The sequence below is a fragment of the Streptomyces sp. NPDC043908 genome, assembly GCF_056435525.1.
The window spans coordinates 1-25,745 of record NZ_JBWKEI010000028.1; the positions used below are offsets into that span (position 1 = coordinate 1).

22 protein-coding genes and 1 pseudogene are annotated in these 25,745 nt (G+C 73.3%); 11 read left to right on the forward strand and 12 right to left on the reverse strand.

The window, feature by feature from the left end:
• Window positions 1–400: 400 nt before the first annotated feature.
• The 4 genes from msrB to AC069K_RS34720 form a co-directional block, all read right to left on the reverse strand.
• Window positions 401–808 (reverse strand): peptide-methionine (R)-S-oxide reductase MsrB, encoded by a 408-nt coding sequence (gene msrB / locus AC069K_RS34705; RefSeq protein ID WP_478622723.1) that lies wholly within the window; start codon window positions 806–808, stop codon window positions 401–403.
• A 13-nt stretch (window positions 809–821) separates the two neighbouring features.
• Window positions 822–2,216: a UDP-N-acetylmuramate--L-alanine ligase gene (murC, locus tag AC069K_RS34710; RefSeq protein WP_478622725.1), complete on the reverse strand. Its 1,395-nt coding sequence runs from the start codon at window positions 2,214–2,216 to the stop codon at window positions 822–824.
• Between the two features lie 98 nt (window positions 2,217–2,314).
• On the reverse strand, window positions 2,315–2,797 hold the full coding sequence (locus tag AC069K_RS34715; RefSeq protein WP_478622727.1) for an indole-3-glycerol phosphate synthase: 483 nt from the start codon (window positions 2,795–2,797) through the stop codon (window positions 2,315–2,317).
• A gap of 163 nt (window positions 2,798–2,960) precedes the next feature.
• Window positions 2,961–3,725, reverse strand: a complete 765-nt coding sequence (locus AC069K_RS34720; protein WP_365114417.1) for a pyrimidine reductase family protein — start codon at window positions 3,723–3,725, stop codon at window positions 2,961–2,963.
• Between the two features lie 36 nt (window positions 3,726–3,761).
• Here AC069K_RS34720 and zapE point away from each other — a divergent pair, with 36 nt between their 5' ends.
• The 4 genes from zapE to AC069K_RS34740 all read left to right on the forward strand — a co-directional run bounded on the left by zapE (window position 3,762) and on the right by AC069K_RS34740 (window position 7,750).
• Window positions 3,762–4,832, forward strand: a complete 1,071-nt coding sequence (zapE, locus tag AC069K_RS34725) for a cell division protein ZapE (RefSeq protein ID WP_478622729.1) — start codon at window positions 3,762–3,764, stop codon at window positions 4,830–4,832.
• 52 nt (window positions 4,833–4,884) lie between these two features.
• Window positions 4,885–5,310 (forward strand): OsmC family protein, encoded by a 426-nt coding sequence (locus tag AC069K_RS34730; protein ID WP_365114421.1) that lies wholly within the window; start codon window positions 4,885–4,887, stop codon window positions 5,308–5,310.
• Between the two features lie 118 nt (window positions 5,311–5,428).
• A complete protein-coding gene (locus tag AC069K_RS34735) occupies window positions 5,429–6,805 on the forward strand; it encodes an alkaline phosphatase PhoX (RefSeq protein ID WP_478622732.1) in 1,377 nt (458 codons plus the stop codon).
• A 60-nt stretch (window positions 6,806–6,865) separates the two neighbouring features.
• Entirely contained in the window at window positions 6,866–7,750 is an 885-nt protein-coding gene (locus tag AC069K_RS34740; RefSeq protein ID WP_478622733.1) for a PPK2 family polyphosphate kinase, read from the forward strand.
• Window positions 7,751–7,764: 14 nt separating this feature from the next.
• Here the strand turns inward: AC069K_RS34740 and AC069K_RS34745 are convergent, their stop codons facing one another.
• The 4 genes from AC069K_RS34745 to AC069K_RS34760 form a co-directional block, all read right to left on the reverse strand.
• Window positions 7,765–8,442, reverse strand: a complete 678-nt coding sequence (locus tag AC069K_RS34745) for a DUF5825 family protein (protein WP_365114427.1) — start codon at window positions 8,440–8,442, stop codon at window positions 7,765–7,767.
• Window positions 8,443–8,527: 85 nt separating this feature from the next.
• The gene (locus tag AC069K_RS34750) at window positions 8,528–10,525 is read right to left on the reverse strand and encodes a RiPP maturation radical SAM C-methyltransferase (protein WP_478622735.1); all 1,998 of its coding nucleotides are present in this window, start codon (window positions 10,523–10,525) and stop codon (window positions 8,528–8,530) included.
• A gap of 196 nt (window positions 10,526–10,721) precedes the next feature.
• Window positions 10,722–12,626, reverse strand: a complete 1,905-nt coding sequence (locus AC069K_RS34755; protein WP_478622737.1) for a S9 family peptidase — start codon at window positions 12,624–12,626, stop codon at window positions 10,722–10,724.
• Window positions 12,623–13,963, reverse strand: a complete 1,341-nt coding sequence (locus AC069K_RS34760) for an MFS transporter (protein WP_478622739.1) — start codon at window positions 13,961–13,963, stop codon at window positions 12,623–12,625. The genes AC069K_RS34755 and AC069K_RS34760 overlap by 4 nt, the downstream gene beginning before the upstream one ends.
• A gap of 647 nt (window positions 13,964–14,610) precedes the next feature.
• Here AC069K_RS34760 and AC069K_RS34765 point away from each other — a divergent pair.
• Window positions 14,611–15,498, forward strand: a complete 888-nt coding sequence (locus AC069K_RS34765; RefSeq protein ID WP_478622741.1) for a polysaccharide deacetylase family protein — start codon at window positions 14,611–14,613, stop codon at window positions 15,496–15,498.
• Between the two features lie 18 nt (window positions 15,499–15,516).
• On the opposite strand, the gene AC069K_RS34770 is transcribed toward AC069K_RS34765, so the two are convergent.
• Window positions 15,517–15,750: a hypothetical protein gene (locus AC069K_RS34770; protein WP_478622743.1), complete on the reverse strand. Its 234-nt coding sequence runs from the start codon at window positions 15,748–15,750 to the stop codon at window positions 15,517–15,519.
• A 77-nt stretch (window positions 15,751–15,827) separates the two neighbouring features.
• On the reverse strand, window positions 15,828–16,505 hold the full coding sequence (locus tag AC069K_RS34775) for an AIM24 family protein (protein WP_358835512.1): 678 nt from the start codon (window positions 16,503–16,505) through the stop codon (window positions 15,828–15,830).
• An 85-nt stretch (window positions 16,506–16,590) separates the two neighbouring features.
• Between AC069K_RS34775 and AC069K_RS34780 the strand changes: the two genes are divergently transcribed.
• The 6 genes and pseudogenes from AC069K_RS34780 to AC069K_RS34805 all read left to right on the forward strand — a co-directional run bounded on the left by AC069K_RS34780 (window position 16,591) and on the right by AC069K_RS34805 (window position 23,457).
• Entirely contained in the window at window positions 16,591–17,313 is a 723-nt protein-coding gene (locus tag AC069K_RS34780; RefSeq protein ID WP_478622765.1) for a peptidyl-tRNA hydrolase, read from the forward strand.
• Window positions 17,314–17,417: 104 nt separating this feature from the next.
• Window positions 17,418–18,062, forward strand: a pseudogene (locus tag AC069K_RS34785) (DUF4142 domain-containing protein); the annotation flags it as partial.
• A 120-nt stretch (window positions 18,063–18,182) separates the two neighbouring features.
• A complete protein-coding gene (locus tag AC069K_RS34790) occupies window positions 18,183–19,871 on the forward strand; it encodes a multinuclear nonheme iron-dependent oxidase (RefSeq protein WP_478622745.1) in 1,689 nt (562 codons plus the stop codon).
• 179 nt (window positions 19,872–20,050) lie between these two features.
• Window positions 20,051–20,797, forward strand: coding sequence for a DUF4142 domain-containing protein (locus AC069K_RS34795; RefSeq protein WP_358835510.1), 747 nt, complete (start codon window positions 20,051–20,053; stop codon window positions 20,795–20,797).
• A 74-nt stretch (window positions 20,798–20,871) separates the two neighbouring features.
• Entirely contained in the window at window positions 20,872–21,621 is a 750-nt protein-coding gene (locus AC069K_RS34800; RefSeq protein ID WP_365112025.1) for a TIGR04222 domain-containing membrane protein, read from the forward strand.
• Between the two features lie 237 nt (window positions 21,622–21,858).
• A complete protein-coding gene (locus AC069K_RS34805; RefSeq protein ID WP_478622748.1) occupies window positions 21,859–23,457 on the forward strand; it encodes an alpha/beta hydrolase in 1,599 nt (532 codons plus the stop codon).
• Between the two features lie 76 nt (window positions 23,458–23,533).
• Here the strand turns inward: AC069K_RS34805 and hemQ are convergent, their stop codons facing one another.
• Window positions 23,534–24,247, reverse strand: a complete 714-nt coding sequence (gene hemQ, locus AC069K_RS34810; RefSeq protein WP_358835507.1) for a hydrogen peroxide-dependent heme synthase — start codon at window positions 24,245–24,247, stop codon at window positions 23,534–23,536.
• Between the two features lie 4 nt (window positions 24,248–24,251).
• The gene (gene hemG, locus AC069K_RS34815; protein ID WP_478622750.1) at window positions 24,252–25,691 is read right to left on the reverse strand and encodes a protoporphyrinogen oxidase; all 1,440 of its coding nucleotides are present in this window, start codon (window positions 25,689–25,691) and stop codon (window positions 24,252–24,254) included.
• Between the last annotated feature and the right edge of the window lie 54 nt (window positions 25,692–25,745).

Here is a 25,745-nt window from a genome sequence, read left to right on the forward strand (position 1 = left end):
GTTCTCAAGGTACGGACGCTTCCTTCGTTCCCGTTTCCGGGCCCTCCGGGCGCTTCCTTCGTTTCCGACTCTATCAGACTCTTTCGTGTCCGATTCCCGGTCTCCCAGGTCAAGTCGTTTTGTCTTTCCGGCTGTTGGGCCGTTCCGACGTCCCAGACTCTAGCGGATTCCCCGGGCGGCTCCTAATCGGGCCGTTCGCGTCGTCCACTCCCATTCGAAATAAAATTCGGCATGCCGAAATTCATTCCGGTGAGGAGGTCGTGCTGAGTTGGGTTGCCGCAAGTCTGCGGCGGACGGCTGCCGCAGAACCGTTCCGGCTCCGTGACAACTCGAAGAACCTTACGCGCCTGCGGGACCGGCGTCAAACCGTGCCGGTCCCCGCGTCACGCGTTGTTCGCTCTCAGGCCTCGTCCGGCGTCAGCCGCAGCGAGATGGAGTTGATGCAGTACCGCTGGTCGGTCGGGGTGGGGTAGCCCTCGCCCTCGAAGACATGGCCGAGGTGCGAGCCGCAGCGGGCGCAGCGCACCTCCGTACGGACCATCCCGAGCGAGCGGTCGGAGATGAGCTCCACCGCTCGTGTGTCCTTCGGGTCGAAGAACGACGGCCAGCCGCAGTGCGACTCGAACTTCGTCTCGGAGGTGAAGAGCTCCGCGCCGCAGGCCCGGCAGGAGTAGACGCCCTTCGCCTTGGTGTCCGTGTACTCACCCACGAAGGCGGGTTCGGTGCCGGCCTGGCGCAGTACCGCGTACTCCGCGGGGCTCAGCTCCGCGCGCCACTGCTCGTCCGGCTTCTCGACCTCGTACGCCATGGCAGGGACTCCCTCAGTTCGACAGGCGGGCCAGGATCTGGGGGCCCAGGTCCGTCACGTCGCCCGCGCCCATGGTGAGAACGAGGTCGCCGGGCCTGGCCATTCCCGCGACCACGTCCGGCACCGTCGTCTTGTCGTGGACGGTGGTGACGTCGGCGCCGGCCGCCCGGGCCGCGTCGATGATCAGTGCGCTGGTGACGCCCGGGATCGGGTCCTCGCGCGCGGGGTAGATGTCGAGGACCACCGAGGCGTCGGCCAGCGCGAGCGCGCGGCCCATCTCGGTGCCCAGCTCCTGGGTGCGGGAGAAGAGGTGGGGCTGGAAGACGACGAGGAGCCGGGAGTCGGATGCGGCGGAGCGCATGGCCTCCAGGTCCGCGGTCATCTCGGTCGGGTGGTGCGCGTAGGAGTCGATGACCTGGACGCCCGCGGTCTCGCCCTTGAGCTGGAGGCGGCGCTTGACGCCGGTGTACTTGCCGAGGGCGGAGGCCAGGTTGTGCGCCGGGATGCCGAGGGCGACGCCGGCGGCGAGCGCGGCCACGGCGTTGAGGGCGTAGTGGCGGCCGGGGACGGAGACGGTGAAGGTCAGGTACTTGCCGCCGAGCAGGACGGTGACCTCGCTGGTCAGACCGCGCGGGGTGATCCTGTGGACGCGTACGTCGGCGTGCTCGTCCTGTCCGTACGTCACGACCTTGAGCGAGGAGAGGTCGCGGACGCGGCGGGTGAGCTCGACGGCGCCCGACTGGTCGGCGGAGACGACGAGGGTGCCGCCGGGGACGACCTTGCCGACGAAGGTCTCGAAGGACTCGTAGATCTCGTCCATCGAGGCGTAGTTGGCGTGGTGGTCGAGTTCGACGTTGAGGACGATGGCGACCTCGGGGTCGTACTTCTGGAAGCTGCGGTCGCTCTCGTCCGCCTCGGCCACGAAGATGTCGCCCTCGCCGTGGCGGGCGTTGGTGCCGGGTCCCGCGAGGTCGCCGCCGATCGCGTACGAGGGGTCGAGGCCCAGCTCGGTGAGGGCGACGGCGAGCATCGAGGTGGTGGTCGTCTTGCCGTGGGTGCCGGCGACGGCGATGGCGCGCAGGCCGCCCATGAGCGCGGCGAGCGCGTCGGAACGGTGGACGACGGGGACGGAGAGCTCGGCCGCGCGGACGAGCTCGGGGTTGTCGGCGCGGATGGCGCTGGAGACGACGACGCTGGTGGCGTCGGCGGCGAGGTGCTCGGCGGCGTGCCCGATGTGGACGGTGGCGCCCAGTGCCCGCAGCGCCTCGGCCGTCTCGGACTCCTTGGCGTCGCTGCCCGCGACCTTGGCGCCGCGCCGGGCCAGGATCTGCGCGATCCCCGACATTCCGGCACCACCGATGCCGATGAAGTGCGGCCGTTCCATGGCGGTGGGGATCGCGGGTGCCATTTGCGTGTGTCTCCCGGGGGTGCGCGGCGTACGGAGTGAGTGCCGGCCGGTAGGGCCGGCGGCACTGGACCGGTCGGCCGGTCCAGTGAGCCATCACCCTATTCGCTGTGCGCCTCCTCGCTGTGCGCGAAGAGCTTCAGGACGGGGACGCCGACCTTGTGGCGGGCGCGGGAGGCCCAGTCGCGGTGGAAGAACTCCTCCACGTAGTGGGGCGCCGTCAGGACGATGACCTCGTCGGCCTTGACCTCGTCGACGACGGACTTCAGCAGGTCCAGGGGGTGGTCCTCGACGAGCTGGCCGACGGCTGCGCTGCCGCCGGCGCGCAGGGACTGAAGGGAGTGCTCCAAGGCGCGGGCGGCGGGGGCCTGGGCCTCCGGGCCCTCGGGTTCGTCGGCCTCGTGGACGGCTTCGTCGAGTTCACCGAGGGCCACGTCGTCGATGGCGCGCAGGAGGCGGTCCTGGTCGCCGCGGGGCTGCATGAGCACGACGAAGGAGACCGGCTCGTCGCCGTGCAGGGTGGTGACGAATTCCACGTCCACGGAGGTCAGGGGTTTCTCGATCATCAATACGCTTGTGAACACGACAAACGCCCTTCTCTTCACTCCGGCGGTGCCCCGCGAGGCAGCGGGGCCTCGACGTGGTTACCCGCCCCTGCGGAAACCATCCTTCCCCGTGCCCGCACGGGGTCTGCGTGAGTAAGTGTGCCCAACCGGAGCTAACCGGAACGGCAAATTCCGCTGATTGTCAGATCCGACGGTAACGGGTGTAGAGGAACCCGGCCTCTTCCAGCAGCGACTCCAGCCGGAACTGCTCCGGGGCGCTCACCGCGGGCCCTCCGGCGATCCGCTGGGCCGTGCCCGCGGTCAGCAGCGGCGACACCGTCAGACAGAGTTCGTCGAGCACTCCGGCGGCCACGAACTGGCCCAGCAGGCGGGGACCGCCCTCGGTGAGCATCCGCCGCATCCCGCGCGAGGCCAGCGCCTCGACGGCCCGGCCGGGCTCCACTCCCGGCCCGTCACCGGCGATCACGACCTCCGCGCCGGCCACCTCCGCCGCGCGGACCCGGTCCGGGGGCGCCGCGGCGCCGGTCAGCACGATCGTCGGGACCAGCGGCGAGGTGAACAGGGGCAGGCCGAAATCCAGGTCGAGACTGGCCGTCACCACCGCGATGGCCGGGGCCGGACCCTGGCCCGCCGCCGCGCGCCGGTCCGCGAAGACCTCCCGCGCCCTGGCCGGGCGGTAACCCTCCTGGCGTACCGTTTCCGCACCCACCACGACCACATCGGCCAGCGCCCGCAGCGTGCCGAAGATCCGCATGTCGGTGTCGGAGGAGAGGGGGTGGGAGCGGCCCTCGTGCTGGCCCGCGCCGTCCAGCGAGGAGACCATGTTGGCCCGCAGGTAGGGGCCGTCCGTCTCGGGGTACGCGTAGGCCTCGGCCAGCGCGTCGAACGACCACTCGCCGGCTTCGGAGGCGGGTGTCTGGTCGGTCACAGGGAACAGGCGTCGCATCCGTGCAGTCTTACACGGCGCTTACAGTGGGGAACTGTGTCGACCAGCCCCATAACCCAAGCGGCCCCGCTGTCGCTCTGCGCCCGCGAGCCGCATGTCCCCGCCGACCGTCTGGTCGCCGAGATGGTGCCGCCGCCGCGGTTCGACTCGGTCCGCTTCGAGACGTACGTACCGGACCCCAACCAGCCCAGCCAGAGCGAGGCCGTCACGGCGCTCGCCTCCTTCGCGGCCGGTCTGGGCGGGGCGCACGCGAGCGGGGGCGGGCGCCGCAAGTGGTTCGCCCGCAAGCCCGCCGCGCCCGCGGGCCCGCGCGGGGTCTACCTCGACGGCGGGTACGGGGTCGGCAAGACCCATCTGCTGGCCTCCCTGTGGCACGCCACCCCGGCCGAGCCCTCCCTGAAGGCGTTCGGCACCTTCGTCGAGCTGACGAACCTGGTCGGCGCGCTGGGCTTCCAGCAGACCGTGCGCACCCTCAGCGGGCACCGGCTGCTGTGCATCGACGAGTTCGAGCTGGACGACCCGGGCGACACGGTGCTGGTGTCCTCGCTGCTCGGCAAGCTGGTGGAGCAGGGCGTGGCGCTGGCCGCGACCTCCAACACGCTGCCCGGCAAGCTGGGCGAGGGCCGGTTCGCGGCGGTCGACTTCCTGCGGGAGATCCAGGGCCTGTCGGCCCACTTCCGCCCGCTGCGGATCGACGGCGAGGACTACCGCCACCGGGGGCTGCCCGAGGCCCCGGCGCCGTACTCGGACGAGCAGGTCACCAAGGCCGCGTACGCGACCGAGGGCGCGGCGCTCGACGACTTCCCCGGGCTGCTCGGCCATCTGTCGCGGGTCCACCCCAGCCGGTACGGGGCGCTCACCGACGGGGTGAAGGCGGTCTGCCTCACCGATGTGCGGCCGGTCCCCGACCAGTCGACGGCGCTGCGGCTGGTGGTGCTGGCCGACCGGCTCTACGACCGTGAGGTGCCGGTGCTGGCGTCCGGGGCGCCCTTCGACCGGCTCTTCAGTGACGAGATGCTGAACGGCGGCTACCGGAAGAAGTACTTCCGGGCGATCTCCCGGCTCACCGCCCTCGCGCGCGACGCGAAGGGGCTTGTCGAGCAGTAGGTTTGGCGCACAGGGGGCCCCGCGCCCCCTCAGCCACGAGAAGGGAAACATCATGGCCACCACGCGTACGGCGCACACGGTCTGGGAGGGCGAGCTCCTCAAGGGCTCGGGGACCGTCACCTTCGACTCGTCCGGCATCGGTGAGCAGCCGGTCAGCTGGGCGTCCCGCGCCGAGCAGGCCAACGGCAAGACCAGCCCGGAGGAGCTCATCGCGGCGGCCCACTCCAGCTGCTTCTCCATGGCCCTCTCGCACGCCCTGACCGGCGCGGGCAACCCGCCCACCCGGCTGGAGACCAAGGCGGACGTGACGTTCCAGCCGGGCGAGGGCATCACCGGCATCCACCTCACCGTGCGCGGCGAGGTGCCGGGCCTTGACGAGTCGGGTTTCACCGCCGCGGCCGAGGACGCCAAGAAGAACTGCCCGGTCAGCCAGGCGCTGACGGGGACGACGATCACGCTCACCGCCGAGCTGGCCTGAGTCACCGGCCTTTTCCGGCCACCTGAGGCGACACGGCCCGCATGGTTCTCCTATCACCTGATCGCGTGATAGATCATGCGGGTCACGTCTTCCTGTCCGCCAACAGGGGAGTTGCCTCATGTCCGAAGCACGAGCAACACGACGTCAGATCCTGGCCCGCACCGGCGCCTCGGCTGTGGCGATCGCCTTCACGGGCGCCGTCGGCGAGCTCTTCGCCGGGAGCCCCGCCGCGGCCGCCGTCGGCCGGCGCGGCTACGGGCCGCTCGTTCCGGACCCGGCCGGTCTGCTCGATCTGCCGGAGGGGTTCCGCTACCGGGTGCTCTCCCGCGAGGGCGACCCGCTGCGCTCCGGCGGGGGCCGGGTGCCGAGCAACCACGACGGCATGGCCGCGTTCGCGGGGCCCCGCGGTGGCGTCCGGCTGGTGCGCAACCACGAGAACCGGGTGAGCGCCGCGATCCCGGTCCCGCACGTCGAGGGACTGGTGTACGACCCGATGGGCAAGGGCGGCTGTACGGCCCTGGAGCTCGACTGCGACAACCGGGTGCTGTCCGAGCGGGTCGCCATCAGCGGCACCGCCGTCAACTGCGCGGGCGGCCGTACCCCTTGGAACACCTGGCTGACCTGCGAGGAGACCGAGGACCGGGCGGGCACCAACGGCTACACCAAGGACCACGGCTTCGTCTTCGAGGTCGACGGCGCCGACCCGCGCCGCACCGGGGCCGTACCGCTCACGGCGATGGGCCGCTTCCAGCACGAGGCGATCGCCGTCGACCCGCGGCGCGGTGTCGTCTACGAGACGGAGGACGCCTTCACCCGGCCCTTCGGGCTCTTCTACCGCTTCCTGCCGCACCGGCCGCTCGGCGGCACGGGCTCCCTGCGGGCGGGTGGGGCCCTGGAGGCGATGCGCGTCCCGGACGTACCCGACCTGTCCGTGGTCCAGGAGCCCGGGACCCGGTTCGAGGGGATCGAATGGGTGCCGGTGCCCGATCCGTCGGCGCGCAGCACACCCATCCGGCTCCAGGACTTCGGCCCGCGCGGCATCACCCACGCGCAGAAGCTGGAGGGCTGCTACTGGAGCGGCGACTGCGTCTACTTCGTCTCCAGCTACGCGCGCGTGGCGGAGGGGTCGGGCGCCGACCACTTCGGCCAGGTGTGGCGGTACGACCCGAGGCACCGCCGCCTCACCCTGATCGTCGTCTTCGGCCCGGCCACCGACGTCCGGCTGCCCGGCGAGTCACCGGACAACATCTGCCTCGCCCCGGACGGCGGCCTGATGGTGTGCGAGGACGGCAACGGCGCCCAGCACGTCTTCGGACTGACCCGGCGCGGCAAGGTGTACCCGATGGCGCGCGGGCGGCAGGACATCGGCAAGCCCGGCTCCCCCGAATGGGGCGAGTTCGCGGGGGTCACCTTCGCCCCGGACGGGCAAACGATGTACGTCAACTGCTACACGCCGGGAACGACCTTCGCGGTGACGGGCCCCTTCGCCCGTTAGCGTTCGCGCCGCGTCGCGTTCCGTCGCACGATCGAGGGAACCGACGGGAAGGGGTGCGCGGTGGCGAAGAAGCGCGGCAAGAGCGGCAAGGGCGGGAAGAAGCCCGCGGAGCCGGACCTGCGCCGGCTGCTGCGCGTCCCTGGCGGCAAGCCCGTCGACCTCGCCGCCTTCGCTGCCGACGCCCTCCCGGCGGGGCCGGGGAACAAGGCCGAGGGGCTCGCGGCGACGGCCGGGATGGGCGAGGAGCTCGCCGGGCTCCAGGAGCGGCTGTACGCGGCGAGCACGGCGGGCGACCGGCGCCGGGTGCTGCTGGTGCTCCAGGGCATGGACACCAGTGGCAAGGGCGGCACGGTCAAGCACGTCATCGGCCTGTTCAACCCGTCCGGCTGCCGGATCAGGGCGTTCAAGGCACCCACCCGCGAGGAGCTGAACCACCCCTTCCTGTGGCGGATCATGCGGGCGCTGCCGCAGCCGGGCGAGATCGGCATCTTCGACCGCTCGCACTACGAGGACGTGCTGATCGCCCGGGTCCACGAGCTGGTCCCGCACCGGCGGCTGGGGCGCCGCTACGGGCAGATCAACCGGTTCGAGCAGTCGCTCGTGGAGGACGGCGTGAGCGTGGTCAAGGTCTTCCTGCACATCAGCCCCGAGCAGCAGCGGCGCCGACTGCTCGAACGGCTCGACAACCCGGACAAGCACTGGAAGTTCAACCCGGGCGACCTCGACGAGCGGGCACGGTGGCCCGCGTACCGGAAGGCGTACGAGATCGCCCTGGAGCGGTGCTCGACGGACGAGGCGCCCTGGTACGTGGTGCCCGCCGACCGCAAGTGGTACCGCGACTGGGCGGTCAGCCGGCTCCTCCTGGAGCAGTTGCGCGAACTCGACCCGCGGTATCCGAAGGGCGACTTCGACGTGGAGGAGTGCCGGGCGCGGCTGCTGGCCTGACCCGGCGGCGGTCCTCAGATGGCCATCGCCTCCTGGATCCAGCGGTTCACCCGGTACGGCAGCCACCACGCCAGGTCGCCCACCTCCAGGACCAGCTTCTCGGAGAGGAAGTCGGCGAGGACTGCGGGCGGGACCGAGTCGGCCGGGGCGCCGTGGACGAGGCTCCTGATCACCTCGTGGTACTCCGGCTCGTCGGCGGTGAAGCGGCGCAGGTCGCCCCAGCGGCGGTCGCGGATCTGGACGAAACCGGGCCCCTGGCGCCACAGGCACTTGCACAGGTAGTGACCCTCGCGCCACTGGCGCAGCGCTTCGGCCGCGTCGGCGGGGCCCTCCAGGCGCTGCGGTGGCTGGATATGGCTCAGCAGCTTCCAGGTGTCGGCGTCCGCGGCCGGGTCGAGCCGCAGCTTCCACTCGACCAGGACCGCCCGGGCCGTCAGGTCGCGGGCCAGGCTCAGGGCGCGTACGGCCCGCCGGGCGGCGTCCGGGGCACTCAGGTCCGCGAGGTCGACCGTCCCGGCGAGGCGGACACGGCGGACGCCCGCCTCCCACAGCCGGTCGGCCTCCTCCCCCGCGGGGCCGGTCAGTTCGAGGTCGCCCAGGTGCATCCCGGGCAGCGCGCAGGCGTCGGGGTCGTAGTCGCGCCAGGCGGTGACGGTGAGGGCCGCGGTGCGCGGGGTGAGGGCGGTGCTCATCGGGCTGGTCCTCCGGCTCGTACGGTCTTCCGGCTCTTACGGCGGTTACGGCTGATACGGGTTTCGCGGTCGGCGGGCGGCGCGGTCATACGGGAGCGGGCTCGGCGCGGGCGGGCTCGGGGCGGGCCGGCCCGGAGCCCGCGGAGTGGGAGCCCGCGGAGTCGGGGCCCGCCGGCTGTCCGGCCGCGTCGAGGGCCGCGTGGGCGTGGCGCATGAAGTCCAGGCGCAGCAGGTCCTCGTTCACGGCCGAGGGCGCGATGTGGACATACTGGCCGCCGTCGGTGAAGACCAGGCCGAGCGCGACCCAGGAGTCGAGGAGGCGCTGCACCTCGCCCTCGTCGCGGGCGGCGTCCCGTGCCCGGGCGGCTGCCTTGCGGGTGAGGGCCGCGGCCGTGTGCGGCTGGTCGAGGAGGCGGAAGGCGATCAGCTCGAACGGGTCGGTCAGCTCCATCGCGCGCCACGCGAACATCCGCCGCCGGCTGACCAGGACGATGCGGTCGCCGAGGTCGGCGTGGGTGAGGCGGGCGTCCGCGTGGTTCTTCTTCCAGGCGTCCAGCGCGTCGTTGAGGGCGGTCACCGTGGGCTCGCCGATACCGCGCTGCGGGGCCTCGAAGACGTACGCGAGGTCGTAGAGCTCGGACTCGGGCAGGTCGTAGGTGAAGCGGTAGTGCTCCTCGGGGCGCAGACCGTCGAAGCCGAGCTCGGGGCGGTTGAAGTAGGGGCTGAAGCGTTCGATGGCGATGCGCGCGGACAGGTCGACCGGCGGGTTGAGGTGTTCGAGCGCCGGTATCTGGGCGATCACCGGGTCGTAGTCCTCGGCGGTCTCGCCCGGGAAGCCGTGCAGGTAGTTCCAGGCGACCGAGAGCCCGGTCTCGGCGCCGTCGCGCAGCATACGGACGTTCTGGCAGCCGCTGACGCCCTTGTCCATCAGGTCCAGGACGCGGTTGTTGAGGCTCTCGATGCCGGGCTGGACGTAGATCAGTCCGGCGTCGGCGAGCGTACGGAGCTGGCTGCGGCGCATGTTGGCCTTGATCTCGATGTGCATGCGCAGGTCGTAGCCGCTCTCGATGATGCGGGGCAGGACCGTGGTCAGGTAGCCCATGTCGAGGATGTTGTCGACCAGGTACATGTCGAGGACGCGGTGCTGCCGGGCGAGCTCCATGATCTCCGAGTAGAAGGTCTCGGGGGTCTTGGAGCGGTACTGCATGAAGGAGCCGTTGAGCCCGCAGAAGGTGCAGTGGTGCTTCTCGCCCCACCAGCAGCCGCGGGCGCCCTCGACGACCAGTTTCGGCTCGACCCAGTTGCGGGCGACCGAGGTGCCGAGCCGTTCGAAGTAGCCGCTGTAGTCGGGGGGCAGGATCGCGACGGGCGGCAGCGGGCTGGTGGCCATGGGGTTCGCCACGCTCGCGCCGTCGGCGCCCCGGTGGCACAGGCCCGGCACCGCCGCGAACGCGTCCGCGCCCGCACCCTCGCCGATGGCGGTGAGCAGCTGCGGGAAGGCCGACTCGCCCTCACCGCGGATGACGTGGTCCACGAAGGGGAAGTTGCGGTGGACGGCCTCGCCCTGCTCGCCGTCGCAGTTGGCGCCGCCCATCACGGTCACGATGTGCGGGGCGAGCCGCTTGACGTGCTTGGCGGCGGCGAGGGCCGCGGTGTTCTGCTGGAAGGTGGAGGTGAAGCCGACGACGTCGGGGCCGTACGCCACGATCCGCTCGGCGATCATTTCCACGAACTCCGGTACCGCGCGGTGCAGTTCCTGGGACATGCGCAGCCGGGACTTGCGGAGCTTCCCCTTCATCGCGTCCGCGAACTCCTGGTCGCGCCAGGTGGGGTCGTCGTAAAGGGCGGAGGAGAAGACCCAGTCGCCGCAGCCCATGAAATAGGAGGAGAGCGCGTAGTACTCGTAGTCGTCGGCGGTGAACGCGGTGCGCTCGGTGATCCAGTCGGTGAATTCGAGATTGGCGTGCAGCACGTCGGCCCGGGCGCCCGGCACGCGTTCGTCGACGCTGCGTTTGAGGATTCCCAGGGCCAGCGACGGCAGATCGATCGGCGACCAGGGCATATTGACCAGCAGAACACGCATGTCGACTCCTCGCGGGTACCCAGACGTAAGGAAAAGGGGCCCGGGCCCCGGGCCGGAGCCTCGGGGCCCGGCACCGGCCGGTCCGGCGGTCTCGACCGCCGGACCGGCCGGCGGGGATCAGTCCTCTTCGCCGTCCTCGGCGTTGCGGAACGGAACCTTGATGGTCACGCCGACGCTCGGCTTGCGGTTCTCCTCGTCACCCGCGAGCGGGTCGTTCTGGATGATGTCCTTCTGCATGGGAACTCCTCTCATCGTGTCGGGTGGTGCCTGTTCCGGCGGGGACCGTGGTGCGGACCCGTCCGGAATCCCCGCTCCGGTCCGAGCGGGGAGTCTGGGGAGCGGCTGCGCGGCCGGGGCCGCGCAGCTCGCGGTCGAGGAAGAGCACGGCGCGGCGCAGGACCGCCACGTGGTGCTCGCCCTGGTAGCCGTCGTGGCCGGTCTCCAGCCACATCGACTCGTGCGGTACGCGCGCGTGGCGCAGCGCGGCCAGGTAGTCGCGCACCTGGCCGGGCGGGCACTTGGCGTCCCGGGTCGCGGCGACGACCAGGAGCGGGGCCCGCACGGCGGCCGCGTACCGCACGGGCGAGCTGCGCTCGTACCGCTCGGGCACCTCCTCGGGAGTGCCGCCGAAGAGCCGCTCGTCCAGGGCGCGGAGCGCCGGGGTGCTGGTGCGGTGGGCGGCGGCGCAGTCGGCCACCGGCTTCACGGCCACGCCCGCCTGCCACAGGTCCGGGCGCAGCCCGAGGGCGAGCAGGACGAGGTAGCCGCCCCAGGAGGTGCCCCACAGCCCGACCGCGTCGGCGCGGACGACCGCGCGCTCGACCAGGTCGGCGCGGACCGCGGCGAGGTCGTCGACCTGGGTGAGCCCGACGCCCTGGCCGAAGGCCCGGCGCCAGCGCGGGCCGTAGCCGGTGGAGCCGCGGTAGTTGACGCGGACGACGGCGAAGCCGGAGGCGACGAGGGAGTGGACCACTCCGTCGTAGGCGTCCCGGTCGTGGTCGGCGGGCCCGCCGTGCACCAGGAACACCGCGGGGACGGGCACCCGGCGGCCCTCGGGCAGGCTGAGCAGGCTGTGGACCGGGCCGTCGGGGCCGGGCGTCCACAGGTCGCGGTGCTCGCCGGGTACGGGGGCGGTGATGCCGTGCGTGGGCGGCAGCGGGGTCCCGGCGGTGGAGGCGAGCCGGGGCGGGTTCGCGGTGTCGGTCCAGAGGTAGTGGACGTCGGTTCCGGCGCGGGGCGCGGCGTCCAGGAGGGTGCCGCGCGGGGTCGGCACGCGTTCGACCGTACGGGCGCGCAGGTCGGCGCGGTGCAGGGTGCTGCGGCCGTGGCGGTCCTGGCGGACGAGGACCGAGCCCGCGTCGGGGTGCCAGCGGGCGGTGATCTCGGTGTCGAAGGCGCACCAGGAGTGGGTGGTGAGCGTTCCGGGGCCCCCGTCGTCGTCCGGGCGCCAACTCGCCAGTACGTACTGGTCGTCGCACTCGCGGACGAGGAGCAGTTCGGCACGGTCGCCCGCGGGGGCGAAGCCCAGGCACCAGAGTCTGCCGTGCGGGCCGTCGCCGGGCAGCACCGCGCGCGTGGTGCCGTCGCCGGACAGTACGGTCACGGCCAGGGCCGAGCCCGCGGCGCGGCTGAGGGCGAGGAGGCGGCCGTCGGGGGTGATGCCGGACAGGGTGGCGTGCCCGTCGACGCGCGTCACCTCGCGGGCCGGGCCGCCGCGCGGGCCGATGTGGACGGCGGTGGTCAGGGCGTCCCCGAGGCCGATCGCGACCGTCGCGTCGTCGCCGACGGCGAGCCCGCGCGGCTCGCCGGGGGGCGGTCCGGTCAGGCCGGGCCGGTCGGGGCCGCCCTCGAAGGGCTGGAACCGCCAGTGCCCGCGGCCGTGTTCGTCCTCGTCGAACCACCACACCCGTCCGTCGCGGTCGACGGCGTGGTGGAAGGTGCCGTGCGGGCGGTCGGTGACCTGCCGGGTGCGCCCGGACCGGGCGTCCCAGGTGAACACCTCGCAGCGGCCGTCGGCGTCGCCGGTGAAGGCCATCCGCGCGGGATCGGCGGCGCACACCTCGGGCAGGGCGGCCCGGTAGACCTGGTAGCGGCCGGTCATACGGCGCCTCCCCGCGCCGGTATCCGTACGTACGTCGTCCAGCAGGCCAGCACGGTGAGCACAGCGGCGCTCGCCAGGGCGGGGGCGGCCGTGCCCGCGCGGGAGGCGCACGCCCCCGCGAGGACGGGCGCGAGGGCGGCCGAGCCGCCGACGGCGGTGGCGAGGACCGCGGCGGTACGGGCCTGGAGGGCGGGCGGGGTCTCCTGGATCGCCCGGGACTGGAGCACCACGGTGACCAGCGGCATCAGCAGGCAGAACACGCCGAAGAGTCCGCCGTACGTCCAGGGCCCCCGGGCGGTCGCGAGCGCGGCGGCGAGCGGTACGAGCAGCCAGGAGACGCCGATCAGCAGCCGGGCCGCGCCGATCCGGCCGACGACGCGGGGCGCGGCGAGCGATCCGGTGAGCCCGGCGGCGCCGGAGAGCGCGAGGACGAGTCCCATCGGGGCGCCTCCGTGGCCGCCCTTCTGGAGGGTGAAGACGGCGCCGTAGTACAGCGCGACGATCACGCCGTTGACGGTGGTCGTCCAGATCAGCACGAGCCGCAGGAAGGGCGAGGTGCGGACGAGGGCGAGCCCGGCGCCGAGTTCGGCGCGGAGGGCGGGGCGGCGGCGCGGGCGGTTCCGGCGGGGGCCGGCCGGGGTCCGGGGGCCGGTGGCATCCTCGTGTCCCGGCTCCCCCGGCGCCTCCCCCCGGCCCGGCGCCGGTCCGGTCCCCGCCGCCTCGCCGTCCCCCGGCCGCAGGTCCGACTTCAGCGCGCCCACGCACACCGCGGTGACCGTGTACGAGACCGCGTCCGCGACGAAGGGCAGGGCGCGGGATGCCTGGTAGAGGGCGCCGCCCAGGGCAGGGCCGAGGACCAGGGCGCCCTGGTCGCCGGCCGAGAGCCCGGCCACCACCCGGGCGCTGTCGGCGGGCGGGGCGATCAGCGCGACGGTACCGGCGGCCGCGGCCTCGTACACCGCCGTGGAGAAACGTTCCACCAGGACCGCTCCGAGGAGCAGGGCGAGCGGCGGACGGCCCGTGGCGGCGGCGACGGCGACCCCGCCCATGGCGAGCGCCGAGACCACGGCGGACCAGAGCATCACCGGTTTGCGCGCGCCCCGGTCGGCGGGAACGGCGGCGAACGGGGCGAGGAGCAGCCCGGCCGCGGTGGAGACGCCCGCGACGAGCCCGACGGTCGCGGCGGAGTGGCCGAGGCCCAGGAGCAGCAGCGGCAGGACGACGCCGGAGGCCTGGGTGCCGAGCGCGTCGGTGGCGTTGGCGCACCAGAACAGCCGGACGTCGCGGGACAGCGGCCCGCGGACGGCCGCCCGGCCGGTGGCCGTGGCGGAGCCCACTAGCACCCCACCGGCGCGGCAGGCCGCCGGTTCGGGCCGGCCGGTTCAGGCCGCGTCGGCCCGTCCGGTGACACCGCTGCCAAGGCTGATAACCCTGGTTCGCGCACAGCCACCCCACAGTTGGTCAGGTTGCGAAGAAAGTGTGCAGGATTCGAAACGAGCGGGAGCCTAACCACGGGCCCACCGGAGCGACAAGGGTCATGTCGCCGAGGCCGGAATTGAACTCTCTATGGGCTCGGTAAAGAAACCGATTGCACGGTAGGGGTCGCACCGCCGGCCGAGGCGCCCGCCGACTCCCTTACGACAGAAAGGGAATGTCCACGTCCACCGGGAGCGGGGCCGGGGGACGGGCCCGCGCCGCTCGCTTCGCTGCGGTGAACACCCGCTCCGAACACGCCCGATCGCGCACCTCGACCGGCATGTTCATCTTTTCCGGCGGCGAACGGGGACCGGGCGGGCGAAGGGCGGGCGGACGGCGCGCGGCCGGGCCCCGGCATCGCGCCGGGGCGGCCCGCGCGCCCCGGAGGACCCCGCCGGGCACGAGGGTCTCGGAGCGGTTCCCTCCGGTTCACTCATTGGCCGGAAACGTATGGGGTCCGGCGGCGACGCACCCCGCCGATCAGCTAATGATCGGATAGCTTCCGCCCGTGACCATTTCTGTACGAAAGCTGCTGTCGATTGCCGTTATCGGAGCGGCACTCGCGGGCTGCGGCTCCGATCCGGCTTCCGTCGACCCTGGCGCGAAGGCGGCGCCGGGGGCGAGCAGGCCGTCCACCGCCGCCTCCGCGGCGCCCGCCTCCCCCGCGGCGCCGGCCCCCCGGCAGGCGCCCACACTGGCGCCGGGCCCCGGCGGTCTCACCCCGGTCTTCAGGCGCGCCCCCCAGGGCGGTCAGAAGGTCGTCGCGCTCACCTTCGACGCCGACATGACCGCCGACCAGGGGCCGCGCGCGGCGCGCGGCGAACGCTTCGACAACCCCGCGCTCATCGCCGATCTGCGCCGGATGAAGGTCCCGGCGACGGTGTTCATGACGGGCCGCTGGGCCGAGGAGTACCCGGCCGAGGCGCACGCCATCGGGGCCGACCCCGCCTTCGAGGTCGCCAACCACTCGTACAGCCACTACGCCTTCACGTCCCCCTGTTACGGGCTGCCCGTCGTCGCCGGGGACGGGATGCGCGCCGACGTGGAGAAGGCGGCCGCTGCCTTCAAGAAGGCGGGGGTGCGCAACGCGGTGCCGTACTTCCGCTTCCCCGGCGGCTGCTTCGACGACCAGGTGCTGCGGACGCTGGCCCCGCTGAAGATGACCGCGGTGCAGTGGGACGTGGTGAGCGGAGACGCCTTCGCGCGCGACGCCGACGCCGTGGCCGAGCAGGTGCTGGCCGGGGTGAAGCCGGGCTCGCTGGTGGTCATGCACTGCACCCGCAGCGCGGCGCCCGTCACCGACCGGGCGGTCCAGCGGATCGTGCCGGAGCTGCGCAGGCGCGGCTACCGCTTCGTGAAGGTCTCGGAGCTCATCGGCTCGTCCACCAGGCGCTAGCCCCGGCGCGCCGGGCCGTCAGCCGGAGCAGGCGGTGCGCTGGGCCTCCTGCCACTCGCACACCGGGCAGAGCGTGATGCCCTTGACCGACTCCGGGTACTCGGTGGGCGCGCGGCACAGCACGCACTCCGCGTACGGCGGCCCGTCGGCCGGGGCGGGCCGCTCGGGGGCGGCCGGGGCGCAGTACGCCGCGTCGTCCTCGTCCCCGCGCACCTGGTCCCGGCCCTGATCCTGGTCGTGGTCCTGGTCCATACGGATCAGCGTAGTCGCCCCGGGGCCGCCGGCGCCGTCCCGCCGACGGCCCGCCGGGCGCGGGCCGCGCGGGGGCCTCAGTGCTGTTCGGCCTTCTTCGGGGTCACCTCGCTCGGGCGGACGATGACGTAGCCCTCGCCCTGGAGCATCAGCTGCACGGCCTCGCCGGAGCCGCCGCGGATCATCGAACCGATGGACTGCGAGCGGTGCAGCGAGGTGTTCAGGTTCGCGGTCCAGCCGACGACCGCGTCGGTGTCGACGTACACCGGCTGCTGCGCGGTGACCGGGATGACCAGCGGGTTGCCCTCGCAGACCAGACCGAGCCGGCCCCAGCCGGTGAAGACGCTGTTGAAGAGGCCGCCACCGGCGATGCCGGAGCCCTTGACCGTCTTGATCTCGTACGAGAGGGAGGCGTCGAAGCAGAGGACGTTGCGGCCGTTGACGGTCAGGACGTCACCCTGCTCGATGTCGACGACGAAGCAGTTCTGCGCCTCGTGCGCGAACCACGCCTCGCCCTGGCCGGTGACCGCCATCAGGGGCAGCCCCTCACCGGTGACCGCGCGCTTGAGCATGCCGCCTATGCCCTGGCCGCGCCGCTCGAACTGGAGGTTTCCGCGGTAGGCGATCATCGATCCCTGGCGGGCGAGCATCTCGCCGTTGACCGCGTACTTGATGGACTTGGCGTTCTGCAGGCTCATGCCGGCCTCGGTGGCCGGCTCCGCCATGTGCCCCGAGGAGAAAAGATCGCTCTTCATGCGGGCATCCTGTCCCGGAAGGGTTCATTCCGCCAAGAAGCCGGGAAAGGGCGGCTGGCAGACTGGCCGGGTGAGCAGTGAAGAGATGCCGAAGACGCCCGCCGCGAGCCCGTTCCACGACGAGCGGACCGTACGCGACGAGGCCCCCCAGTACGTCCTCCCGCTGGTCGTCCGTATCGAGAAGACCGACCCGCCGGCCCGCACCGACGCGCTGGAGACCGCGGCCCGGGCCGTCCTGGTGATGCTCGCCGACGAGCGGTCCGCGGGTGAGGGTGAGTGGGCGCGGGTCGTGCGGGACTGGCAGGACGCCAGGATCCGCAAGGTGGTGCGGCGGGCGCGCGGCGCGGAGTGGCGCAAGGCCGCGGCGCTGCCGGGCATCACGGTCACCGGCAAGTCGGCGCAGGTGCGGGTCTTCCCGCCGGTGCCGCTGGACGGCTGGCCCAAGGAGCTGCTCAAGCTCCAGGTCTCCGGCACGGACCTGGACGACCCGTCCGGCCCGCCGGCCCCCGACCCGCTCGCCCCGGTCCTGTGGCTCAACCCGGAGCTCGACATGTCGGCGGGCAAGACGATGGCCCAGGCCGGGCACGGCGCCCAGCTGGCCTGGTGGGAGCTGACGGAGGCGGAGCGCACGGCGTGGCGCGAGGCGGACTTCGCCCTCTCGGTGCGGGTGGCCCCGCGCGAGGCGTGGGCGGCGCTCACCTCCGGCGGGCTTCCGGTGGTCCGGGACGCGGGCTTCACGGAGATCGCGCCGGGCTCGTGCACGGTGGTGGCGGACCATCCGGCGCTGCGGGCGCGGCTCGGCCGGTGACCGCGTCCGGGTCAGCCGGTGACCGCGTCCGGATGATCTGAACACGACTCCCGTCCCATCCGTACCTCCCGGTACGCCAAATCGCCTGCACGGGAGGCATGTTGATGCGACGCATCGGACGGACGGACCGGACCGACCGAATCGGGATACTCGGCCGTTTCAACGGAACGGCCCTGATCATCGTGGCGCTGGCCGCCACCATCGGCGCGCTCGCCTTCCCCGTCTGGTCGTACGCCGACCGGCTGGGGACGGACAAGTCGAACCTCGACGGCGCCTCGGTGGCGACCCGCTGGGGGCCGCTCTCGCCCGACGACCGCGAACTGGTGACGAAGGTGCGGCTGGCCGGGCTCTGGGAGCTGCCGGCCGGGCAGCAGGCGCAGGAGCGGGCCCCCAGCGCGGCGATCAAGGCGACCGGGGACCACCTGGTCATGGGGCACACCGCGCTGGACAAGCACGTGCGCGAGGTCGCGGCCCAGCTCGGGATGGAGCTGCCGAACCAGCCCAACGAGCAGCAGCAGGGCTGGCTCAAGGAGCTTTCGGCCGCGCAGGGCCGCGACTACGAGGTGAAGTTCGCGAACCTGCTGCGGAGCGCCCACGGCAAGGTGTTCGGGCTGGTCGCCAAGGTCCGCGCCACGACCCGCAACTCCCTGGTGCGGGATCTGGCGCAGGACGCGAACCAGACCGTCCTCGACCACATCAACATGCTGGAGTCGACGGGGATGGTGGACTACGACGCCCTGGCCACGCAGAAGTGAGCCAACCTCAAATCAAGCTCTGAAGGTGGGCGCCGGCGGGTTGGCGCGGGCCGTGCGGGGCCATGACCACTCCACACGCGCCGGGACCGCGTCGGACCGAGGGGGAGGCCGGCCATGGAGCTGGAATTGGAGCTGGAGCGGGAGCGGAAGCTGGAACTGGGGATCGGCATCGGCTGGCGGCCCGAGATCGCGGACGCGGTCGAGCGGCTGCCGGGCGTCGACTGGGTGGAGGTGGTGGCGGAGAACCTCTGCCCCGGCCACCTCCCCGAGTCGCTCCTGCGGCTGCGCCGGCGCGGGGTCACGGTCGTGCCGCACGGCGTCTCGCTGGGCCTGGGCGGCGCCGACCGCCCCGACGCGGGCCGGCTCGCCGACCTGGCGGCCCGGGCGGAGGCGCTGTCGGCTCCGCTGGTCACCGAGCACATCGCGTTCGTCCGGGGCGGGGGCGCGCTCACCGCGTCACCGCGCCTGGAGGCGGGGCACCTGCTGCCCGTGCCGCGCACCTGGGACGCGCTGGAGGTGCTCTGCGAGAACGTCCGCATCGCCCAGGACAGCCTCCCGGTGCCGCTGGCCCTGGAGAACATCGCGGCGCTGGTGAACTGGCCGGACGAGGACATGACGGAGGGCCAGTTCCTCGCGGAGCTGGTGGAACGTACGGGGGTGCGGCTCCTGATCGACGTGGCGAACCTCCACACGAACCGGGTGAACCGGGGCGAGGACCCGGTGAAGGCGCTCGCGGAGCTGCCGGTGGAGGCGATCGCATACGTCCACGTCGCCGGGGGCGTCGAGCGGGACGGAGTGTGGCACGACACGCACGCGCATCCAGTGGGGGCGGAGGTGCTGGGCGTGCTGGCGGAGCTGGTGGGGCGGGTGGCGCCGCCGGGGGTGCTGCTGGAGCGGGACGAGGCGTTCCCGCCGGAGGCGGAGCTGGCCGGGGAGCTGGCGGCGATCCGCCGTGTCCTGGACGCGCCGGGGGCCGCGCGGGGCGGCAGGCGGGCGGGGGGTGGCCGGGCGGCTCCCCCCACCGCCGAAGGCCGCGGCCCACGGCCGTCGTCCTCCCGGCCCGCGAGCGCCGAGGAGACCGCGAACGTCAAGAGCGGCCGAGCTACTCCCCTCGCCGCCGAAGGCCACGGCCCACAGCCCCTGTTCGCCTCGCCCGCCGGCGCCGAGGGCACCACGGACGTGGAAATCGGCCGAACCACTCCCCCCACCGCCGAAGGCCACGGCCCACGGCCGTCGTCCTCCCGGCCCGCCAGCGCCGAGGGCACCGCGGACGTCGAGAGCGGCCGAGCCACTGCCCCCGCCGAAGCGCGCGGCCCACAGCCCCTGTTCGCCCCGCCCGCCGGCACCGGGGGCGCCTCGGGCGGAGCGTCTGCCGTCCCGGTGCAGGCCGATGGGGAGGTGGAAGGGCCGGAGCGCGTGTCGCTCGCCCTCGCGCAGACCTCGCTCCTCTCCGCGCTGGTCGCGGGCACCCCGGTGCCGCCCGGCTTCGACGCCGTCCGGCTGCGCGTCCAGGCGCACGCGCTCGCCGCCAAGCGGGCCGATGTCGTCGCCAAGGTCGCGCCCGAGCTGCCCCGCATCCTCAAGGACGCCTACCGGCCGGCCTACCTCGCGTACGCGCGCGGACGCCCCCTGCGCGACGGCTACCGCCGCGACGCCCTGGACTTCGTGGAGTCGCTGCTCCGGTCGGGCGGCCTCGACGCCGACGTGGCCCGGCCGCTGGGACGGTGGTGGCGGGAGCGGGCCGGGGCCCGGCCGCCGGGGCGGGCCGCCCGCTTCGTGCGCGGGCTCGTACGGGCCGCGTAGGCGGGGGCCCATAGGGGCCGCGCGGACGGGGGCGGGCACGGTACCACCCGCCCCGTCACGGCGTCCGGGACTCGGCCGACCCGTGATGCCTCCCACACGGTCCCGTCACGGTTTTCCTCGAAAGACTCCCCGGATCACCTGCCTCCGCATTACCGTGCGCACCGCACTTGGAGGCTTTCATGCGTCGGATATTCCTTTCCGGTACCGGCTTGGTCGTCATCGCCCTGACGGCGACCATCGCCGCCCTGCTCTACCCCGTCTGGTCCTACGCCGACCGCTCGGGCACCGGACTCGCCAACCTCAACGCGGGCTCGGTGCCCACCCGCTGGGGGCCGCTGTCGGCCGCCGACCGGGACTTCGTCGTCCGGGTCAGACTCGCCGGGCTGTGGGAGCTGCCCGCCGGGCAGCAGGCCGTCGAGCGGGCGCCCAGCGCCGCCGTCACCGCCGCGGGGCACCACCTCATCGACGGGCACGCCTTCCTGGACGCGCGCGTGCGCGAGGTCGCGGCCCAGCTCGGGATGGAGCTCCCCGACCAGCCCAACGAGCAGCAGCGGGGGTGGCTGCGGACGCTGACCTCGGAGAGCGGGACCACGTACGAGAAGGACTTCGCCAACATCCTGCGTTCGGCGCACGGGAAGGTGTTCTCGCTCGTCGCGCAGATCCGGGCCAACACCCGCAACTCGCTGGTGCGCGCGCTCGCCGACGACGCCAACACCACGGTCCTCGACCACATCCGGATGCTGGAGGCGACCGGCCTCGTCGACTTCGACGCGCTGGCCCGGGAGAGCGTCGCGGGCACCACCGCGTCCCCCAGCGGACCGCCCCCGCCCACCCCGGGCGCCACCCTCCCCTCCCCCGCCCCGGTCACCCCGTCGTTCGCGCTGCCGCCCGCCGCCAGCCGGGTCAACCCCACCGACACTCCGTAACGAACCGATAACTCCATGTCCACATCATGGGAAAGGCATGGCGCCGGCCTCACCGCTTCACATACAACTCGGCCATGTTCTGGGTTCTCTTCCTGGTCGCCGCGTGCCTCGCGTCCGCCGTCTCGTGCGGGCGGCTCTGCCTCGCCGCGTCCGCGGCGGCCGACCAGGGCCCGGTCACCCGGGACCCGGAGCTCGGCCTCTCGCTGTACGAGGCGGCCTTCCTCGCGGGCGGCCCCTTACGGGTCACCGATCTGACCCTGGTCACCATGCACCGCGCCCGCCGGTTGCTGCTCGCGCACACCGGCTGGGCCACGGTCGTCGACCCGGAGGGCCGCGACGACCTGGAGCGGTCGGTGATAGGGGCCATCGGGCCGGGCGGCCAGGCCCGGATAGCGGCGATCCGCTCGGCCGCGGCCGCCGCCGACGCGGTGCACGCCCTCGCCGACCGGCTGGCCGCCGCCGGGCTCGCCGTCCCGGACGCGGCCAGGACAGGCGTCACGGCCTCCGTACGGGCCGTACGCGGCGCGGCGGCGCTCACGCTCACCCTCGGCGCGATCGCTCTTCTGATGCCCGGTCAGGACCGCGCGACACAGGCGGAGATCGCTGCCTGGTTCTCGCTGCCGACGGTCCTCACCCTCGGTTGCCTCTTCATCGCCCGTTTCGAGGTCCACCCGCACACCCGCTGGGCCTCCCCCGACGGCCAGCGGCTGCTCGGCCGGATCGACCCGGCCGGGGACCCGCTCACCGCCGTCGCGGTACGGGGCGTGAGCGCGGTCGACGACCCGGAGCTGCGGACCGCCCTGCGCGGCGGCCGGGCGGCCTGACCGCCGGCCCGGCGGACGGCCGGGTGGTCGGCCGGGTGGTCGGCCGGGTGGTCGGCCGGGTGGAGGATCCCGCGGACGGCCCGGCACCTGCCCGACCAGCAGCCCGACGGGTGGCCTGACGGGCGACTTTGACCCCGGCGCACCGCCCATCGGTGCTTTACTTCATCAATTACTCCGCTAATCATCCCTTTTGTACCGGTCACCTGTCGTGCCGGACAGACCCGCAAAGGGATGCAGATGAGAGCAGCAGCACTGTACGGAACCCTCGGTTCCCTCGTTCTGTCCACGCTGGCCGCCTCCCCGGCCGGCGGCGTGGATCCGCGCACCGCCGAGGCGCACGGCACCGCCGTCGCCGCCCGGCGGGCCGCGGCGACCGGGATCGCCTTCGGCCGCTGCGCCAAGGCGGAGATGCTCCCCGACAGCATCCAGTGCGGCACGGTCCGGGTCCCGCTCGACTACACCAAGCCGATGGGCCGTCAGATCAAACTCACCGTCAGCCGGGTGCGGGCCACCGGCAAACGGGCCGAGCGGCAGGGCGCGCTGGTCTACAACCCGGGCGGACCGGGCGCCTCCAGCATGTACTTCCCGATGGTCGCGAGCCTGCCCGAGTGGAAGCGGATCGCCGGGGCCTACGACCTGGTGGGCTACGCCCCGCGCGGGGTGGCCCGCTCCGCGCCGCTGTCCTGCCAGGACCCGAAGGACTTCACCAAGGCGCCCACCCCGTCCCCGACCGACCCCTCGCCCTCGTACAAGCTGGAGCGGATCGCGCAGGCCAAGGCGTACGCGCAGGGTTGCGCGCGCCACGCGGGCGCGGCGCTGCGGCACTACACCAGCCTCAACAACGCGCGCGACCTCGATGTGCTGCGGGCCGCGCTCGGGGAGCGGAAGCTGACGTTCGTGGGAGCGTCGTACGGCACGTACTTCGGCGCCGTGTACGCGACGCTCTTCCCCTCCCACGTGCGCCGGATGGTCTTCGACTCGGCGGTCAACCCCGACCCGCGGCAGATCTGGTACCGCAACAACCTCGACCAGTCGCTGGCGTTCGAGAGCCGCTGGCAGGACTTCCGCGCCTGGGTCGCCCGGCACGACGGCGTCTACCACCTGGGCACCACGGCCGAGGAGGTCCTGGAGAACTTCGAGAAGGTGCGCGCCCGGCTCGCGGAGGAGCCGGCGGGCGGCACGGTCGGCCCCGGCCAGCTCCAGTCGGCCTTCCTGAAGGCCGGGTACTACGACGACTACTGGGCCCTGCGGGCGACCGCCCTCTCGGCGTACCTCCGGGGCGACCCCAAGCCGCTGATCGCCCAGGCCTCGCCGCGGCCGGAGGCGGCGTGGGACGAGGAGAACGGGAACGCGGTGTACACGGCGGTCGAGTGCAACGACGCGCCCTGGCCGACGAAGTGGTCGGTGTGGGACCGCGACAACAGCGCGCTCGCCGAGATCGCGCCGTTCGAGACGTGGGACAACGCCTGGATGAACCTGCCGTGCGCCTACTGGCCGGCGCCCCGGCAGCGGCCGGTGGACGTCGGGGTGCGCCGCGGGGAGCTGCCGCCGACGCTGATCCTGGCGGCCGAACGGGACGCGGCGACGCCGTACCAGGGGGCGCTGGAGCTCCAGCGCAGACTGCCGGGGGCGGTCCTGGTGACGGAGAAGGACGCCGGTACGCACGGCATCGGCGGCGGTCCCAACGCCTGCGTCAACGGGTACCTGATGGACTACCTGCTGAGCGGACGGACGCCGGTGCGGCGCGCGTCGTGCGCGCCGCACCCGGAGCCGAACCCGGTGTCGCTGGACGAGCGGTCGGCGCCCAGGGCTGGGCAGCGGCCGTCCGCTCTCTGATCTTCCGGGTCAGGGGTGGGTCCGGGCCCGTCTCGGCGGGCCCGGTCACCGGGCATACGAAGGTGGAGGGCGGCCGTCAGGCCAGGCCCGCCACCAGGTCCGCGACGGACTTGCGGCGGCCCGTGTAGAACGGGACCTCCTCGCGGACGTGCATCCGGGCCTCGGAGGCGCGCAGATGGCGCATGAGGTCGACGATGCGGTGCAGCTCGTCGGCCTCGAAGGCGAGCAGCCACTCGTAGTCGCCGAGCGAGAACGAGGCGACCGTGTTGGCGCGCACGTCCGGGTAGCCGCGGGCCATCTTGCCGTGGTCGGCGAGCATCCGGCGGCGGTCCTCGTCGGGCAGCAGGTACCAGTCGTAGCTGCGCACGAAGGGGTACACCGACACGTAGTCGCGCGGGTTCTCGTCGGCGAGGAAGGCCGGGATGTGCGCCTTGTTGAACTCGGCGGGGCGGTGCAGCGCCATGTTCGACCAGACCGGCTCCAGGGCGCGGCCCAGCTTGGTGCGGCGGAAGAGGTTGTAGGCGCTCTGGAGCTCGTCGGCGGTCTCCGCGTGCCACCAGATCATGAGATCGGCGTCGGCCCGCAGCCCGGACAGGTCGTAGGTGCCCCGGACGGTGACGTCCTTGGCGGCGAGCTGGTCGAACAGCTCCTGGACCTCGTCGGCGAACCCGGCGCGGTCCTCGGGCAGCACGTCGCGCAGCTTGAAGACGGACCACAGCGTGTAGCGGATGACCTCGTTGAGGTCCTTCGCCTTCTTCCCTGCGTTCGGGATCTTTTCCGGTGCACTCATGAGGCTATTGTCCCGCGTCACGCTGAGTGTTCTGCGCCAGGGTCGACGTGGCGATGATCTCGTCGGCGGCGCGCCGGCCGCCGGCGACGCACGCGGGGATGCCGACGCCGTCGTACACGGCCCCGCAGACCCGCAGTCCGGGCAGCTTCGCCACGGCGTCGCGGACGCGGGCCACGCGCGCGAGGTGGCCGACCGGATACTGCGGCAGCCCGCCGGTCCAGCGCGTCACCACGGTGGCGACGGGCCTCGCCGCGAGCCCCACGGCCTCCCCGAGGTCCTTCAGCGACATGGCCGCCAGGTCGGCGTCGTCGCGCTCCAGGTGCTCCTCCTCGCCGTACCGCCCGATCGAGGTACGGAGCACGAAGAGGTCGGGGGCCCGGTCGGTGACCCACTGCCACTTGTACGAGGAGAAGGTGGACGCCTTGATCGCGCGGCCCTCGACGGACGGGACGAGGAAGCCGGAGCCGCGCTCCAGGTGCTCCAGGTCGGCGCGCCGGAACGCCAGGGTGACCAGCGCCATCGAGGCGTACTCCACACCCGCCAACTCGGCGGCGGCGGATGGGGACTCGGCGGCGAGCAGCGCGGACGCCGAGCGGGCGGGGGAGGCGAGGACCACGCCGTCCGCCTCGATCGCGGGCGCCTCGGGGGAATCCGTCCGGATCAGCCAGCCGTCGGCCGTACGGGTCAGGGAGCGCACCGGCGCCCCCGTGCGGATGAGGCCGCCCTTGGCGCGCACGGCGTCCGCGACCGCGAGCGGCAGGGTGCCCATGCCGCCGTCGAGGCCCAAGAACACCGGGCTGTCGTCGCGGGGCCCGGCGGCGGCCTTCGCCTGGACGCGGGCGACGCCGTCGAGGAGCGAGCCGCCCTCGCGCGCGAGGGCGTAGAGCTGGGGCACGGCGGCGCGCATCGAGATCCGGTAGGCGTCGCCCGCGTACACCCCGCCCAGGAGCGGTTCCACCAGGTGGTCGACGACCTCGCGGCCGACGCGGCGCGCCACGAACTCCCCGACGCCGACGTCCTCCCCGACCTCGGTGGGGGGCAGTTCGCGGTCCTGGGCGACGCGCGCCAGGCCCTCGGCGGAGAGGATCCCGGTGAGCGAGGCGGGGTCGGCCGGGACGCCCATCAGATGGCCTTTGGGCATCGGCCGCAGCGCCCCGCGCGTCCAGATCGCCGCGGTCGCCGCGGGCGGCCGCAGCCGGTCCCCGAGGCCGACGTCGCGCGCGAGGGCGACGCCCTCGGGGCGGCGCGCCAGCATCGACTCGGCGCCGAGGTCCACGCGCGCGCCCGCGATCTCGCCCGCCAACAGCTTGCCGCCGAGGCGTTCGGTGGCCTCCAGGACGGTCACGCGCGCGCCGGACTCCAGCAGGCGGTGCGCGGCGGCGAGTCCGGAAATGCCGCCTCCGACGACGACGACGTGCGGTGCGCTGACGGCGGAGTTGTCCATGCGTCCACTCTCTCAGACGGCACCGACAGCCCCGCGCCGAGTGCCGCGCCGGGG